The following is a 16,239-nucleotide window of genomic DNA, read 5'->3' as shown; positions in this document are numbered from 1 at the left end:
ACGAGCGGACTAGTGTCGTGACCTGACCTGCACGCCCCTTCGCCTCTTAAGGAGGGTGATGGTGCCCGCGCCGGAGCACTCGGTCGGCCTCCCGCTCCTCGAACGCGAGCCGGAGATCGCCGCCGCGGCACACGCCGTCGACGGTCTCTTCGGAGAGACACCGTCCGGCGGACTCCTCGTCTACCGCGGCGCCGCCGGACTCGGCAAGACCGCACTGCTCTCCGAGGTCCGGCGCATGGCGGCCGGGCGCTGCACGGTGTGGTGGGCGCGCGGCGGCGAGACCGTGACCTCCGTACCGTTCCACGTCGTACGGCAGTTGCTGCAACCCGCGCTGACGGAGCGCGGCCCCGACGACGTACGGGAACTGCTCGGTGACGGGTACGACATCGTCGGCCCCGCCCTCGGAGTCGCGCCGCCCGGCGAGCTGAACGCCGATCCGCAGGGTGTCAGGGACGGCCTGGAGACCCTGTTCCGCAGACTCGCCGAGGCACTGCCCCCGCTCGTCGTGGTCGTGGACGACGCGCACTGGTCCGACCTGGAATCCCTCGCCTGGCTGGCATCCTTCGCCCGGCGTACGGGCGGCCCGCCGATCCTGGTCGTCGTGGCGTACCGCATCGAGGACGCGATCGGCGAATGCGCCCACCTCCTGCGGGCCCTCGGCGAGCACGCCCGACTGCTCGTCACCCTCAAGGCGCTCACCTCGGAAGCCACCGCCAAGCTCGCCCGCGCCAGCCTCGGCGAGCACGCGGACGAACCGTTCTGTCGCGAGGTGTGGGAGGTCACCGGCGGCAACGCGTACGAAACCGTCGAACTGCTCGCCAAGGCGCGCGATCAGGCCCTGGACCCCGTCGGCAAGTCCGCCGACGCCCTCAGCGCGCTCGGCGCCGCGTCACGCGGCACGGGCCTCATCGCCAGACTCGAGGAGCTGGGCACCACCACGACCCGCTTCGCCTGGGCCGCCGCGATCCTCGGCACCGACATCTCCCTCGAACTCGTCGTGTCCCTCGCCGGAATGGGGCCCGCGGAGGCCGCCGACTGCGCCGAACGGCTCCGGCTGGCCCGCATCCTCGTCGGCACCGACCCGCTGGAATTCGTCCACCCCCTCATCGCCACCGCCGTCTACCGCGCGATCCCCTCCGGCATCCGGACCGCCTTCCACGGCCGCGCCGCCTGGCTCGTCACCCGCAGCGGCCGGGGCGCCGCCCTCGCCGCCCGGCACCTCCTCGAAGTCCACCCCGACAACGACGCCGAGCTGGTCGAGCAGTTGCGCGAGGCCGCCGCCGAACATCTCGCGGTCGGCGCCCCCGACGCCGCCCGCCGCTGCCTCGAACGCGCCCTGAACGAACCGCCGTTGCCCCGCGTGCGGGCCGAAGTGCTGTACGAACTGGGCTGCGCGACCCTCCTGTCGTCACCCGCCACCACCGTCGGCCACCTGCGCGCCGCGATCGACACCCAGCTCCTGGACGACGCGCTGCGCGTCGACGCGGTCTTCCGGCTGTCCCAGGCCCTGACGCACAACGACCAGACCCGCGAAGCCGCCCGGGTCGCCGCGGCCGAAGCGGCCCGTACCGAATCCGGGCCCGCGCAGATGCGCCTCAAGACCGCGCACTTCCTCTGGGAGGGCGTCCAGGAGGCCGAGCGCGACGGCCGGGAACGCTCCCGCCGCCTCGCCGAGACAGCGGCCGAGCTGGGCGGACACGACAACACCGAACGCGTCCTGCTCATGCTGCGCGCCTTCGACGCCACGGCACGCGGCGAGAGCGCGGAGGAGATCGTCCAGATCGGCGAACGCGCCCTGCTCGACGGGGCGCTCGCCCCCGGCACCGGCTGGACCGGAGCGGACTGGGGCTTCGAACCGCCCGCCCTGCTCGCGCTGTCCTTCGCGTTCGCCGACCAACTCGACCGCGCGGAGCACCTGTTCGACGAAGGCATGCGGGCCTTCGAGATCTCCGGCTGGAGCGGCGGCCATCTCGCCTTCGCCCATACGCTCGTCGGCTACGCCCACCGCAGACGTGGCCGCCTCGCCGACGCCGAGACCTATCTGCGCGAGAGCCTGCGCCTCGCCGACCGGGTCGGCGAGCGCCTGCCGATGCACTGGAACGGCATCTGCATGCTGATCGACACCCTGCTCGCCCGAGGCCATGTCGAGGCGGCGCGCGAAGCGGCCGAGCGCTACGGCTTCGGACCGCCGTACGCCTCGTCCATCGCCATCCCCGACGCGCGCTCCGTACGCGGCCGGCTGCTGCTCGCCCTCGGCCGTACGGAGGAGGGGATCGCCGAACTTGAGGGAACGGGGCGGGCGTTGACGGCGCGCGGCCGGCACAACGGGGTGATGGCCCCCTGGGCGTGCGACCTCGCGCGGGCACTCGCCGACCTGAACCCCGCCCGCGCGGCCGAACTCGCCGCGTACGCCCGCGACCGGGCCGAGCGCTTCGGCACCCACACCGCGATCGGTGTCGCGCTGTGCACCTCCGCGTCCCTGACCGAAGGACCGGCCGCGGTCGAACTTCTGGCCGAGGCCGTCACCCATCTCGAGGCGTCACCGTGTACGTACGAGCTGGCGGTCGCCCGCGTCGAGTACGGCATCGCCGCACGGTCGGCGCCGGACCTCGGCCGGGGGCGGGTACTGGCCGAGGACTGCGGCGCGGACGGACTGGCCGAGCGGGCCGGGCTGGCGCTGGAGGACCTGGGTCGTGTCTGACAACTAGCGCCGTCCGCCCGCCGCGGAGCGGCTGATGACTTCGGTCGGTGCGTGCGATCGCCGGGCGGGATCTGTCAGACACGACCCAGGGACGGCGGGGGACGGGGCGGTCACCGCCAGGACCGAGGACCGCCGCCGCGCCACTCGACCGTGCCGGCGTCGGTCATCCGGGCGGGATCGATACCGGCCCTGCGCAGCAGCTCCGCGACATCGGCGGGACGGCGCGCCCGACCGGCGTCGTGGCCGTCCACCCAGACTCTTCGGCCTCCGCCGCAGGGGGGCAGGACCACGGCCAGCACATGACGCTCCATGCCTCCACTGTGCTCGCTGCCGCCGCCGGCCGCATCCGCACGCGTACGGCGGCACCGCACCGCACCGCACCGCACTCATGGCAGCGGGCCTGTCCGGAACCGATCTGCCGCCACCCGGCGGCGTCGCGCGGTGCGCCGTACGACGAACAGGGCGAGCGCCGCGAGGCACGCGGCCCCGATGAACACGATCGGCCAGATGTAGCCGGACGGTGCGGCCGCCCCGCCGGACGGCTCGGCCCGCGCCGCGGCGGCGAGACGGGCCGCCCCGGCCGCTTCCGTACCGCTGCCCGTACCGCTGCCCGTATCCCTGCCCGTACCGGCCTGCGCCTCCGGCCCCGCCGCGCGTCCCGACCGGGCGACCGGTCCCTGCTTCTTCTCCTCGGCCGCCCGGCGCGGCGGGCTCGCCGGCCGGGGTGGCTCCAGCGACCCCACGGGCGTCACGGCCGGCGCTGCCTCGAAGCCCCAGTCCAGCAGCGACCGCGCTTCCTCGTACACCGCCTGCGAGGCGCCGGACTGGGGATTCATCACCGTCGCCAGCAGCGTGCGGTCCCCACGCCTGGCCGCCGCGACGAGCGTGTTCCCCGCGTTCGTGGTGTAGCCGTTCTTGACGCCGATCACCCCCGGATAGCGCCGTACGCCATCGGCACCCGTCAGCAGCCTGTTCGTGTTCTGGATGCCGAAGGTCGAGCCGCCGTCGCCGGGGAACTGGGCCTCGACCGTCGAGCAGTGCTCCGCGAACGCCGGCAGCTTCAGCCCGGCGCGGCCGAACACCGCGAGGTCGTACGCCGACGACACCTGTCCCGGCGCGTCGTAGCCGTCGGGGGAGACCACATGGGTGTCGCGCGCCCCCAACTTCTCGGCCGTGGACTGCATCTGACTGATCGTCGAGTCCCAGCCACCGTTCATCCCGGCGAGCACCCGCACCGCGTCGTTGCCCGAGCTGAGGAAGACGCCCCGCCACAGATCGGCCACGTCGTACGTCTGCCCGGGGGCGATGCCCACCAGGCTGCTGCCGGCGCCGATGCCCGTGAGGTCCGCCTCGGTCACGCTGTGCCGGGCGTCGGAGGGGATCCGGGGCAGCGCGGTGACGGCGAACAGGGTCTTGAGCGTGCTGGCCGGCGGCAGCGGGCGGTGGGCGTTGTGGGCGGCCAGCACCGCGCCCGACCCCGCGTCGGCGACCACCCAGGACAGGGCGGAGACTCCTGCGGGGGGCGCGGGCGCGCCGGCCGTCGCGCGGACGTGGGTGCCGGGCCGGTACAGCAGCGAGGGGTCGGCCCGCGAGCCCGCGGTCGTGGAGGCGGGGGTAACGGTGGTGGCCGTCGCGCTGGACACCGACGCCGGGAGGAGGGTCAGCAGTCCGGCCAGCCCGGTGGCCAGGGCCACGGCGCGGGTGAACGCGGGGCGCGGGAACGATCTGATGATCATTCAGCCACCGTAGAAACGGACCACGTCGCGCGCACACCTGTGTGAGCCGACCGGAGGTATCCCCGTCCGCCGAGAGCCCCCCGAGTCCCCCGCGTCCTGTCAGTGGTCGCGGGTGAGCGAGACCCCATGGGCGCGCAGGATCGTGAGGGCGCGCACCGTGGCGTACCCACGCCACTCCACGTCGGCGGCGGGGGAGTACGGCTTCCAGTCGACGGTCCAGCCACCGTCCGCACGCTGGTCGGCGGCGAGCCGGTCGAGTTCGTCGGCGATCACCCCGGCGTCCAGGAGCGCCCGCAGCGGGCGGCCGGGGCGGGGCGCGAAGTCGAGCAGCCGCAACGCTTCGCCCTCGACGCCGTCCTCCACCGGCAGCGGGCTGCCGTCCTTCGGCAGGAAGGCGGCGAGCCGGTCCAGCTCGGCGGGGGCCCACGGGTGGGTGTCGTGGATGGTGTCGAGGAAGTCCAGGACGAAGCGGAACTCGATCACGTGCGGCGGACGGGTGAGAGCGGAGATCCGGTCATGGCAGAACGCGGTGGCCCGCGCGAGCCAGGGGTGCTCCCGTACGTCCGGGTCGTGCCGGCCCACGCGGTGCGCGGCGGCGGCGAGTTCCGACGTCATGTGGAGCGAGGAGACGTCCGGATCGGCCCGCGCCCAGAACGTCGCCGAGCCCGCCGCGTCCGGGCCGCTCATCGGCAGGGCGAACGGCACACCGCCGTCCGCCCGGGTGATCGACTCCAGCCAGCCGCACAACTGCGTCGCCCGCGCGAAGACGGCGGGCCCGCACTCCTCGAACACCTCGAAGGCGAGCAGCGCGCCGACCGGCTGGCTGTGGGCGGACCGCAGATCGGGTTCCAGGGCCCAGCCGTAGCCGCCGTCCCCGTTGCGGTAGGCGTCCAGTGCGGTGACGACGGAGGCGGGGGTGCCGGTCCCGCGCAGCAGCTCGTAGCGGCGTCGGTCCAGCAGTCGTGCGTGTGTGGTCATGAAGGCGGTGGCGCCGTCGAGGTCCGGGGTGTGGGTGAGGTTCATGGGGCGAGTCTGCGCGGTCCGGCCACGCCCGGTCTTGAACGAAACGGCCGCGGGGCACGGCGTGGGCCGGAAGGACCGTAGGGCCATGAGCGGGGCCGTCCGGTCGGACCCGTCGCAGTTCACAAGGGCACAGGGCCCCGCGATTCGAACAGGCGTCGTCACTGCATGTGCTGCCATCGGCGCTCTCCGTGCAAAAAGCGCGAGTCTATGCCTGTCGGGCCCGCCCGCGCACGAGGTTCATGAATATGCCGATGCGCTGTTTCGCCCGCACTAAGCTCTCGCGGAGCGCGCCGAGTTGATACGGAATCAGGCGCTTGTTCCCATCTGCCGCAATAGTTTCGAATACCCGACCCCTGAATCGACCTTCGAGGGCTTACATGGTTCGTGTTGAAGCACCCATGAATGATCAAGCGTCATCCACCGTTCGCGCGCTCCTGCTCTCCGCGGCCCTGATGGCGACAGCGACGGCCGTCGTCGTGGTCCTCGTCGCCGACGCCGCCCGGATACCGGTCGCTCTGTACGGCGCCGCCGCCACCGTCCTGGTCACCTGGGGGGCGGTGGAGATCGTCCGCCGGGGACAGGCGACGCGCGCGCTGCATGTGCGCTACGGGCACCATGTCGCCTTCCTGGAACGGCGTATCGCCGAGCACGACAGCCAGAGTGTGCGTCTCGGCAAAGAGTTGATGCCGCTCGCGATCCACCAGCTCCGCCGGGGAAACTCCCCTCAGGAGGTCATGAACGTCATCGTCGACGGTGACGAGCGCTACCGTGAACTCCCCGACTCGCAGCGTGTGTTGCTCCGCGCGATCCTCGACATCGTGGACGACGAGGAGGCCATGCGCGAGTCCGCGCAGCGCTCCTTCGTCAACATCGCCCGCCGCGTCCAGTCCCTCGTGCACCAACAGGCCAGCGAGCTGCGCGAGATGGAGGAGCACCACGGCCGTAACCCCGACGTCTTCGACGACCTGCTGCGTATCGACCACGGCACCGCCCTCATCGGGCGTCTCGCCGACAGTGTCGCCGTACTCGGCAAGGCCCGCCCCGGACGCCAATGGCCAAGGCCCGTACCGCTGTTCAGCGTGCTGCGCGGTGCCATGTCCCGGATCCTGGAGTACCAGCGGGTCGATCTGCACTCGATCGCCAAGGTGGCCATCGTCGGTACGGCCGTCGAGCCGCTGATCCACGCGTGCGCCGAACTCCTCGACAACGCCACCCGTTACTCGCCTCCGCAGACGCGCGTCCATGTGACCGCCGTCGAGGTGCAGACCGGTATCGCGATCGAGATCGAGGACGGCGGCGTCAGCCTCAGCGAGGAGGCGCGGACCCGGGCCGAGCGGATGCTCGCGCAGGCACAGGCCGGTATCGATCTCAACGACCTCGGTGAGACCCCGAGGCTCGGTATGGCGGTCGTCGGCCGGCTCTGCCAGATGTACGACCTCCAGGTGTCGCTGCGCCAGTCCGCGTACGGCGGCGTCCGCGCCGTCCTCGTCGTACCGCGCGACGTGGTCACCACCGGGCCCGCGCCCGGCATCGCCCACGGCATCGGCGCGTCCGCGATGGGCACCGGCGGCACCGAGCTGCCGGAGATGCGCCGGCGGCGCGCCACCGACGAGGCACGGCCCGCCGCCCCCGGCGGCAGGTCGGACCCGGCGCCCGAGCCGGCCGCCCTTCCCGCTCCCCGCCCGGCCACCGGACCGGTGCGCTCCGCGCCCGTGCGGACCGCCGCGGAGGACGACGTACCCGTCGTCACCGAGTGGACGGCGAACGGCCTGCCGCAGCGTCGCAGCCGCGGCAGGGCCCCGCTGGGCTCGCACAACATCGTGCGGACACCGGCGCCGCACGGCGCCAACGGCACGGCCGCCGGCGCCGCGAGCTCGCCGGGCACCTCGAACGGCACCTCGAACGGCACCGCGGAGGCGGGCAAACCCGGCCCCGGCATCTGGCTCGAAGCCTTCACCAAGGCGGTCAACGGCGACCCGCGGCGGGAGGAGCCGTCGACCGGCACCACCGGCACGACAGGCACAGGCGACGCGCCGCCGGACCGGCCCGGCGAGCGCGGGGAATCAGACGACGTGTGGGGCAAAGGGGACCTGAAGTGATCCAGCAGCGCGCCAACTTGGACTGGATGCTCAAGGAGCTGGCCGACGGGGTCCCGCAGGTCCAGCAGATCGTCGTGCTCTCCGCCGACGGACTGCGGATCGCCCGGCACGGCGGCGACCCCGACGTCGCCGACCGACTCGCCGCCGCCTGCGCGGGACTTCAGTCTCTCGCCGCCGCCGTCGCCGCCGAAATCCCGCAGAGCGACGGCCGGATGAGGCTCGTCGTCATCGAAGTGAGCGGCGGATTCTTCTACTTGATGGAAGCGGGCACGGGCGCCTACCTCGCCGTACTCGCCGACGAGACGGTGGACGCCGGTCTCGTCGGCGCCCGGATGCGCGACATGGTCGTCCGGATCGGTGCCCATCTGACGAGTCCGCCGCGACACGACGGGCGGACCGGATGACCCCTCCCCGACGAGAACGCAGGCTGCCCGGGGCGGACGTGGGGGACCCGGAACGGCTGTACGTGATCACGGGTGGCCCGGACGGCGCCAAGCGCGCCTCGCTCGACCTCGTCACCATGATCGTGGCGCGCGAGGCACCCTCACCGACGGTGCCGCCCGAACAGGCCGCCATCCTGCGGCTCTGCGGGGCGCCGCTGTCCGTGGCGGAGCTGTCGGCGTATCTGCGTCTGCCGTTCAGCGTGGTGACGGCCCTGCTGACCGACCTCCTCACGACCGATCTGGTCGAGTCCCGCGCGCCCGTCGCCCGCGCCACACTCCCCGACAGGTCCCTTCTCGAAGCGGTGATGCATGGACTCCAGAAGCTCTGACACGATCACAGGCCCCAGGAGCGAGGACGTACTTCCCACCACGGCGACATCCGCGGTGAAGGTCGTGATCGTGGGCGGATTCGGGGTCGGCAAGACCACCATGGTCGGATCGGTGAGCGAGATCCGCCCGCTCACCACCGAAGAGACCATGACCCAGGCCGGCGTCGGCGTGGACGACAACTCCGGGGTGGAGAGCAAGACGGCCACCACCGTCGCCATGGACTTCGGCCGGATCAGCATCAGCGAGCAACTGGTGCTGTATCTCTTCGGCACCCCCGGTCAGGAACGTTTCTGGTTCCTCTGGAACGGCCTCTTCGAAGGCGCGCTCGGCGCCGTCGTCCTCGTCGACACCCGCCGCCTCGAAGTCAGCTTCGACGTGATCGGGCGGCTGGAGGAGCGCGGCGTGCCGTTCGTCGTCGCCGTCAACACCTTCCCCGACGCGCCGAGCCATCCCGTCGAGGCGCTGCGCGTCGCGCTCGACCTGCCCGAAGAAGTGCCGATGGTCGACTGCGACGCGCGTCTGCGGGCCTCGAGCCGCGATGTGCTGCTGACGCTCATGCGCTATCTGCACTCGCTCGCGCTGCCGGCCTGATCCCCCTCAGCCCCGTCTCATCTTCCCCCCTGCCCCCCTCAGCCCGTCATCCCCCGACTCCCATCCCTGGAGTGACCGTGACAACGCCCTATTCGCACCGGCCGGGAACGGACGACCACGCCGCGCCGCCGCCGGGCTGCCCGGCCCACGGCATGGTCGCCGACGCCTTCGGCGACCTGGCGCCCGCCGGGCTGCGGCGGCTCTACGGCCCCGAGGCCGAGAACGACCCCATGGGCCTGTACGAGAAGCTGCGCGCCGAGCACGGCTCGGTGGCGCCGGTCCTGCTGCACGGCGACGTACCCGCCTGGCTGGTCCTCGGCCACAGCGAGAACCTGCACATGACCCGTACCCCTTCCCAGTTCTCGCGGGACTCCCGCCGCTGGCGCGCGGTCAACGACGGCAGCGTGCCGCCCGACCACCCCCTCGCGCCCGTCTTCACCTGGCAGCCCATCTGCGTCTTCGCGGACGGCGCCGAACACGAGCGGCTGCGCGGCGCCGTCACCGACTCGATCGGCCGGATCGACCACCGGGGTGTACGGCGCTTCATCAACCGCTACAGCAACCGGCTCGTCAACGACTTCTGCCAGGACGGCAAGGCCGATCTCGTCAGCCGCTTCGCCGAGCATCTGCCGATGATGGTGATGATCCAGATCCTCGGTATGCCCGAGGAGTACAGCGAACAACTCGTCCAGGCGGCCCGCGACATGATCAAGGGCACCGAGACTGCCGTCGAGAGCAACGCGTACGTCATGGCCGCCCTGGACCGGCTGGTGGCCCGGCGCCGGGCGGCGCCCCAGGAGGACTTCGCGAGCTGGCTCGTGGAGCATCCGGCCGGGCTCACGGACGCGGAGGTCGCCCAGCATCTGCGGCTGGTGCTGATCGCCGCGTACGAGACCACGGCCAACCTCATCGCCAACGTGCTCCGCATGGTCCTCACCGACCCGCGCTTCCGCGCCCAGCTCAGCGGCGGCCATATGACCCTGCCCGAGGCGGTCGAGCAGACCCTCTGGGACGAGCCGCCGTTCACCACCATCTTCGGCCGGTGGGCCGTGGGCGACACGGAGTTGGGCGGGCAGCGGATCAAGGCGGGCGACGCGCTGGTCGTCGGGATCGCCGCGGCCAACGTCGACCCGGTGGTACGGCCCGACGTCAACGCCTCCATGCAGGGCAACCGCGCCCATCTGGCCTTCAGCGGCGGCCCGCACGAATGCCCCGGCCAGGACATCGGGCGCGCGATCGCCGACACCGGCATCGACGCGCTGCTGCTGCGGCTGCCGGATCTGCAACTCGCCGTTCCTGAGGAGGACTTGCGCTGGTCGGCGTCTCTGATGTCTCGGCATCTGAAGGAGTTGCCGGTGACGTTCGCCGCGCGTCCGCCGCAGGATGTCGCCGGTCCGCCGTCCGCCACGCCGGGGTACGCGCCGCGCACCGAGTGGCAGGTGGCGTCGCCCCGACCGGTGCCGGGACGGCCCGCCGGGTCGCCGCCGTCAGCCACCGCGCCCGAACCGACGCCCGTACCGATGCCCGTGCCGCCGCCCGTCGCCGCGCAGACGGAGCCGACGCCCGCCGCCGGGGCGATCCCGCAGCAGCGTGGGCCCGGCGCCCCGGCGCGTGCGTGGCGGGCAGTGGTGCGGTGGTGGCGCGGCTACTGACGCCGCCGGCGGTGGGAGCGGCGCGGACAGCGTCAGCGGGCGACGTCCAGTTGCTCCCACCACCACGAGATCGTGGGGATCGGCAGCGGCTCCCGGCCGGCGTCGGAGGGGTAGCGCTTCCACCAGCCGCCCGGTTCCGCCGCCGGACCGGACGGCACCGAGTAGCGGGGACAGACCGAGGCCCAGTCCAGATGGCCCCGCACGAACTGCCCCAACCCCTCTATGTAGGCGCGCAGTTCGTCGCTCGCGTCCGCGAGCACCTGCTCGCTCAGCCGGCCGTGGAGCACCATCACCCGGTCGCGCATCGCCACCGCGTGTCTCAGCGCCGTACGGGGCTCGCAGCCGAGTTCCTGGCAGAGCACGTCGATCAGATTGAGGTCGTCGCCCGCCCGCAGCAGTTCCTTGTTCCGGGAGTAGAGGTCGTTGTCCCAACTGACCAGCGTCCAGGCCATTTCGGTGAGCGCCTGGACGCGCGGGTCCGCCAACTCCTCGTCCCGTACGGAGAATCCGCCGACTATCTCGATCATCGCCGTGGACGGTGCCATCCCGATGGCCCGCATCCACAGGGTGATGTAGTCGTTGAGCGACGGCAGTTCGGCGCTTCGGCGCCAGGACGCCTCCCACACCAGGCCCGAGGTGTAGACGCGCATGGCGTCCGTCCAGCGGCGAAGCTGCTGGGCGGAGGCGTAGCGCTCGAGCTCCGTGCGCAGGGCGCGCAGTGCGGCGGTGTGCGGTGAGTCGGCGCGGGAGTTCGCGGCCGGGGCCTCGACCGCGCGCAGGATGCGGGAGGTCTCCTGGGCCATCGAGTCGGCCGTGGCGTCGGTCTCGTCGCAGACACCGTCGTCGAGCGAGAAGAGCACGGCATGGAATTTGGCCATCAGGGTGAGGGGTTCGAGTTCCCCGTACGGCATCGTCCAGGCCGTCAGTCCGCCGAAGTCGCAGACGGCGAGACGCTTGCGCTGCTGGTCGTCGGTATCGAGATTCTGCCGCAGCATCCAGTCCACGGTGAGATCGTTGAGGACGTCTACGCCGGGATGTACGGCCGGTTCCACCGGACAGTAGAACGGCACGGCCGGAAGCTGCCGGGCCAGGACCTTTTCCTCGACGCACGTCATGACCGGCCTCCTGGGAAAGATGTAGGCGCAGGGCGGGTTCGGTGAGAATCTGGTGCGGTGTGGTGTAGGGCTCGGGTGTTCGAATGGAGCGTATATGCCCATGACCGAACGTCAATAACAGGGCAACTGGCACGTGCATGGCGGGAATTGACCATATGAGGAGTGGCCGGGATCGCTCTGGGCGGCCATGCGGCCGGGCTCCCACGTCAGCCACGGTCGTGCGGTTCCCGGCCAGTGGGGGAGGGGATCGGTTCCGGCGGTATCCCGCCGATCGGATTCGATCCTGTCCGAAAACGTTCTGATCGTGACCGGTACGTCACTGTCAGGTGGTGCGGCGAGACGAAGTGCGTGGGTGCTGTCAGCCGCGTGCGCCGAACGCCTGGGTCCACCACGGACCGCCGGACGCGTCATGGACGCCGACACCGATCTCCTTGAAGGCGCAGTTCAGGATGTTGTCCCGGTGGCCGGGGCTGTTCATCCAGCCCTCCATCACCTCGGCGGCCGTCCGCTGCCCCTTGGCGATGTTCTCGCCGTAGGTGGTCCATCGGTAGCCCGCCGCCGTGATGCGGTCGCCGGGGTCCCTGCCGTCCGGGCTGTTGTGGTCGAAGTAGCCCTTGGCCGCCATGTCCTGGGAGTGGCGCAGCGCGGCGGTCGCCAACTGTGAGTTGGCGCTCACCGGGCCACAACCGGCCTTGGAACGCTCGGAGTTGACGAGAGTGGTGACCTGCTCGGCGAAACCGCCGTCGCCTCCGCCGGGCTTGGGGTCGTTCTCCGGCGGCGTCGGATCGGGTTTCGGGGCCGGCTCGGTGGTGGAGGGGCGCGGGTCGGGCGCGGGCCTGCTCGGCTCGGCCGCCTTCTTGGACGGCGAGCGGGTCGGCGAGGGCGACGGGCTCGCGCTGGTGCGGGAGGGGGACGGACCGGCGGACTCCGCCGTACGGCTCGACGCCGACTTGGGCTCCAGCGCTTCCGGTTCGACGGCGGACGACGCGCGTGACTCGTCCTCGTCCCGCTCACCCGTGACGTACTGGGCGGCACCGGCGGCGGTGAGCAGCGCGGCGACGGCGGCGGTCACGGTGATCGCCCGGCGCCGTCTCACCCGCCGCTCGCGGCGCAGGGCGTCCCTGGCCCGCGTACGGCTCCCGGCCCCGTTGTCGGACGGGTGCGCGGACGGGTGCGCGGACGGCGACGGGTCCAGGCGGTCGCCGACCGGTACCGGCGCGAGGCCGGCCACGAGGGTGTCGGCGGGCTCCAGACCGGCCGCGTACCCGGAGCAGACGGTGCACTCGTAGGTGTGCCCGGATATTCGCTCGCGCCAGAGCGGGGACGGTATGCCGTCCCAACCGCCGACGAGCTGTTCCAGCAGGACGCACGGTGGCCGCGCCGACAGCGCGCGGACCACCACGCGGGCGATGTCCAGTTCGTGCCACATCCGCTCGACCCGCGCGTCCACCTGCTGGGGATGGGCGGCCAGGGCGGCGGAGACCTCGGGCCGGGTCAGCTCACCGGCGGTCTCCAGCCACCACAGCGCCACCAGCGCGTGGTGCTCGCGGTCCACCCAGCGCGTGGCCTCGGCCACCTCCCGGTGCTGACCGGACAGCCCGAGACGGCTGATCATGAGATCCACGAAGTCGAAGTCGGGGCGGGGGAGGGCCGGGTCGTACACATAGTCCGCGTGCTCCCGGATCCGGGCGACCGTGGTGGTGACCAGATACGCGCGGAAGTCGGCCGGGCGGCGCAGCGCGCCCAGCCCGCCGAGGACGTGGCGCACCGTGTCGCGCACGACGGCGTCCACATCCGGGTGACCGTGCAGGGCGTGGCCGACGAGCTGGTGGACCAGGGGCAGCGACTCGTGGCCGAGTCGGTCCCTGGCCGACCGGTCCCCGGCCTGTGCCGCCTTGACCACTGAGGTCTTGAACGGACTGCTCACGCTGGCTCACTCCCACTCGTGACTCGCGGTGGGCACCGATCGTAGGGGCAACACCGGAGCCGTACCTCCCGGATGCCGCACTCGACTCCGTACAAGTGGTCGAATTCATATCCGGCCAACTGTCCAGTTCGCTGTCCGGCGTGAAGCTCCGCTGTCGACCCGCTTAAGAAATCCTCGATGGACTGAACGGTCGGTGCGGCGGCATCTTGGTGCCGACAACGATCAGCGCCACCCGCACCCGCACCCGCACCCGTACCGCCTGGAGCCGCCCCGATGAAGGCACTTGTGAAGCTGACGGCCGAGCCGGGGCTCCGGCTCACCGACGTGCCCGAGCCGCTGACCGGCCCCTCGGACGTACTCATCAAGGTGCTCCGCACCGGCATCTGCGGCACCGACCTGCATATCCGCGCCTGGGACGACTGGGCCCGGCAGGCCGTCAGCGCGCCGCGCGTCCTCGGTCACGAGTTCGTCGGCGAGGTCGCGTCCGTCGGCGCCGACGTCCAGGACATCGCCGTCGGCGATCTCGTGAGCGGCGAAGGGCACTTGGTCTGCGGCAAATGTCGTAACTGTCTGGCCGGGCGCAGACATCTGTGCCGCAGGACGGTCGGACTCGGCGTCGGCCGCGACGGCGCGTTCGCCGAGTACGTCGCGCTGCCCGCGTCGAACGTCTGGGTCCACCGCGCGCCCGTGGACCTCGACATCGCGGCCATCTTCGACCCGTTCGGCAACGCCGTGCACACCGCGCTCACCTTCCCCCTCGTCGGCGAGGACGTGCTGATCACCGGCGCCGGCCCGATCGGCATCATGGCGGCGGCCGTCGCCCGGCACGCCGGCGCGCGCAACGTCGTGATCACGGACGTCAGCCCCGAACGCCTGGAGATCGCCCGCAAGGCCGGCGCCACGCTCGCGCTCGACGTCTCGGCCCCCGGCACCGGCATCGCGGAGGCCCAGCGACAGCTCGGCCTCAAGGAAGGCTTCGACATCGGCCTGGAGATGTCCGGTCGCCCGGAGGCGATGCGCGACATGGTCGACAACATGACGCACGGCGGCCGGATCGCCATGCTGGGGCTGCCCGCGCGGGAGTTCGCCGTCGACTGGGCGAAGATCGTCACCTCGATGATCACGGTGAAGGGCATCTACGGCCGCGAGATGTACGAGACGTGGTACGCGATGACGGTGCTGCTCGAAGGCGGCCTCGACCTCGCGCCCGTCATCACCGGCGGTTACGGCTACGAGGACTTCGACGCCGCCTTCGACAAGGCGGCCACGGCCACCGGCGGCAAGATCATCCTCAACTGGGCCTGACCTCCACGCCGTTCCCGCCCCCGCCCCCCCGCCGCCGCCTCCGCCGCCTCCCCCGCCTCCGCTCCCGCCTCCGCTCACCCTCCCTCCCTCCTCACACCGGAGCCCCGCATGTACGCGTCCGTCCGCGACGACCTCCGTGCCACCCTCGACGAGATCCGCGACGCCGGTCTCTTCAAACCCGAGCGCGTCCTCACCACCCCGCAGAACGCCGCCGTCTCCGTCGCCTCCGGTGACGTCCTCAACTTCTGTGCCAACAACTACCTCGGTCTCGCCGACCACCCCGAGGTCGTCGCCGCCGCCAAGGACGCGCTCGACCGCTGGGGTTACGGCATGGCCTCCGTACGCTTCATCTGCGGCACCCAGGAGATCCACAAGGAGCTGGAGCAGCGCCTCTCCTCGTTCCTCGGCCAGGAGGACACGATCCTCTACTCCTCCTGCTTCGACGCCAACGGCGGCGTCTTCGAGACCCTTCTCGGCCCCGAGGACGCGGTCATCTCCGACGCCCTCAACCACGCCAGCATCATCGACGGCATCCGGCTGTCCAAGGCCCGCCGGCTGCGCTACGCCAACCGCGACCTCGCCGAACTCGAAGCGCGCCTCAAGGAGGCGCAGGACGCGCGCCGCCGCCTCGTCGTCACGGACGGCGTCTTCTCCATGGACGGTTACGTCGCGCCCCTCGCCGAGATCTGCGACCTCGCCGACCGGTACGACGCCCTGGTGATGGTGGACGACTCGCACGCCGTCGGCTTCGTCGGCCCCGGCGGCCGGGGCACCCCCGAACTGCACGGCGTGATGGACCGCGTCGACATCGTCACCGGCACCCTCGGCAAGGCGCTCGGCGGCGCGTCAGGCGGCTACGTCGCCGCGCGCGCCGAGATCGTCGCCCTGCTGCGCCAGCGCTCGCGCCCGTACCTCTTCTCCAACTCCCTCGCCCCGGTGATCGCCGCCGCCTCGATCAAGGTGCTCGACCTGCTGGAGAGCGCGGACGGGCTGCGCGAGCGGCTGAACGCGAACACGGCCGTCTTCCGTACGGAGATGACGGCGGCCGGGTTCGAGATCCTGCCCGGCGACCACGCCATCGCCCCCGTCATGATCGGCGACGCCGCCGAGGCCGGGCGGATGGCGGAGCTGCTGCTGGAGCGCGGCGTGTATGTGATCGGGTTCTCGTACCCCGTCGTCCCGATGGGACAGGCCCGGATCCGCGTGCAGTTGTCGGCGGCGCACTCGACGGCGGACGTCCGGCGGGCGGTGGCGGCGTTCGTGGACGCGCGGGACGCGCTCGAGGCGTAAGAGCGCCCGGTCATCGCTCTCCCGGCC

The 16,239-nt window shown here is 72.0% G+C and carries 13 protein-coding genes; 8 read left to right on the top strand and 5 right to left on the bottom strand.

Annotated elements, in window-relative coordinates; genetic code table 11:
• Positions 1–58: 58 nt before the first annotated feature.
• Positions 59–2,701, top strand: coding sequence for an ATP-binding protein (locus OG329_RS05370; RefSeq protein WP_405793163.1), 2,643 nt, complete (start codon positions 59–61; stop codon positions 2,699–2,701).
• A 110-nt stretch (positions 2,702–2,811) separates the two neighbouring features.
• Here OG329_RS05370 and OG329_RS05365 read toward each other — a convergent pair whose 3' ends face one another.
• The 3 genes from OG329_RS05365 to OG329_RS05355 form a co-directional block, all read right to left on the bottom strand.
• Positions 2,812–3,012 carry a hypothetical protein gene (locus tag OG329_RS05365; RefSeq protein ID WP_405793162.1) on the bottom strand — a complete coding sequence of 67 codons (201 nt, stop codon included), beginning with the start codon at positions 3,010–3,012 and terminating at the stop codon, positions 2,812–2,814.
• Between the two features lie 75 nt (positions 3,013–3,087).
• On the bottom strand, positions 3,088–4,437 hold the full coding sequence (locus OG329_RS05360) for a D-alanyl-D-alanine carboxypeptidase family protein (protein WP_405793161.1): 1,350 nt from the start codon (positions 4,435–4,437) through the stop codon (positions 3,088–3,090).
• 99 nt (positions 4,438–4,536) lie between these two features.
• On the bottom strand, positions 4,537–5,460 hold the full coding sequence (locus OG329_RS05355; RefSeq protein ID WP_405793160.1) for a hypothetical protein: 924 nt from the start codon (positions 5,458–5,460) through the stop codon (positions 4,537–4,539).
• A gap of 377 nt (positions 5,461–5,837) precedes the next feature.
• Between OG329_RS05355 and OG329_RS05350 the strand changes: the two genes are divergently transcribed.
• From OG329_RS05350 to OG329_RS05330, 5 genes are all read left to right on the top strand, one after another.
• On the top strand, positions 5,838–7,559 hold the full coding sequence (locus OG329_RS05350; RefSeq protein ID WP_405793159.1) for a sensor histidine kinase: 1,722 nt from the start codon (positions 5,838–5,840) through the stop codon (positions 7,557–7,559).
• Positions 7,556–7,963: a roadblock/LC7 domain-containing protein gene (locus OG329_RS05345; protein WP_405793158.1), complete on the top strand. Its 408-nt coding sequence runs from the start codon at positions 7,556–7,558 to the stop codon at positions 7,961–7,963. The genes OG329_RS05350 and OG329_RS05345 overlap by 4 nt, the downstream gene beginning before the upstream one ends.
• Positions 7,960–8,331 carry a DUF742 domain-containing protein gene (locus OG329_RS05340; protein ID WP_385798964.1) on the top strand — a complete coding sequence of 124 codons (372 nt, stop codon included), beginning with the start codon at positions 7,960–7,962 and terminating at the stop codon, positions 8,329–8,331. The genes OG329_RS05345 and OG329_RS05340 overlap by 4 nt, the downstream gene beginning before the upstream one ends.
• Entirely contained in the window at positions 8,312–8,923 is a 612-nt protein-coding gene (locus OG329_RS05335) for a GTP-binding protein (RefSeq protein WP_405793157.1), read from the top strand. The genes OG329_RS05340 and OG329_RS05335 overlap by 20 nt, the downstream gene beginning before the upstream one ends.
• 77 nt (positions 8,924–9,000) lie before the next feature.
• A complete protein-coding gene (locus tag OG329_RS05330) occupies positions 9,001–10,575 on the top strand; it encodes a cytochrome P450 (protein WP_405793156.1) in 1,575 nt (524 codons plus the stop codon).
• Between the two features lie 32 nt (positions 10,576–10,607).
• Here OG329_RS05330 and OG329_RS05325 read toward each other — a convergent pair whose 3' ends face one another.
• Positions 10,608–11,690, bottom strand: coding sequence for a hypothetical protein (locus tag OG329_RS05325; protein WP_405793155.1), 1,083 nt, complete (start codon positions 11,688–11,690; stop codon positions 10,608–10,610).
• Between the two features lie 358 nt (positions 11,691–12,048).
• The gene (locus OG329_RS05320; RefSeq protein ID WP_405793154.1) at positions 12,049–13,617 is read right to left on the bottom strand and encodes a CAP domain-containing protein; all 1,569 of its coding nucleotides are present in this window, start codon (positions 13,615–13,617) and stop codon (positions 12,049–12,051) included.
• A 273-nt stretch (positions 13,618–13,890) separates the two neighbouring features.
• On the opposite strand from OG329_RS05320, the gene tdh reads away from it, so the two are divergent.
• Together tdh and OG329_RS05310 are read left to right on the top strand one after the other, a co-directional pair.
• A complete protein-coding gene (gene tdh / locus OG329_RS05315) occupies positions 13,891–14,922 on the top strand; it encodes an L-threonine 3-dehydrogenase (protein ID WP_405793153.1) in 1,032 nt (343 codons plus the stop codon).
• Positions 14,923–15,030: 108 nt separating this feature from the next.
• Positions 15,031–16,212: a glycine C-acetyltransferase gene (locus OG329_RS05310; protein ID WP_405793152.1), complete on the top strand. Its 1,182-nt coding sequence runs from the start codon at positions 15,031–15,033 to the stop codon at positions 16,210–16,212.
• The last annotated feature ends 27 nt before the right edge of the window (positions 16,213–16,239 follow it).

Source organism: Streptomyces sp. NBC_01506, assembly GCF_045040295.1.
GTDB lineage: Bacteria > Actinomycetota > Actinomycetes > Streptomycetales > Streptomycetaceae > Streptomyces.
The sequence above is the reverse complement of the archived record's forward strand: the minus strand, read 5'-3'. Positions and strand labels throughout refer to the sequence as shown.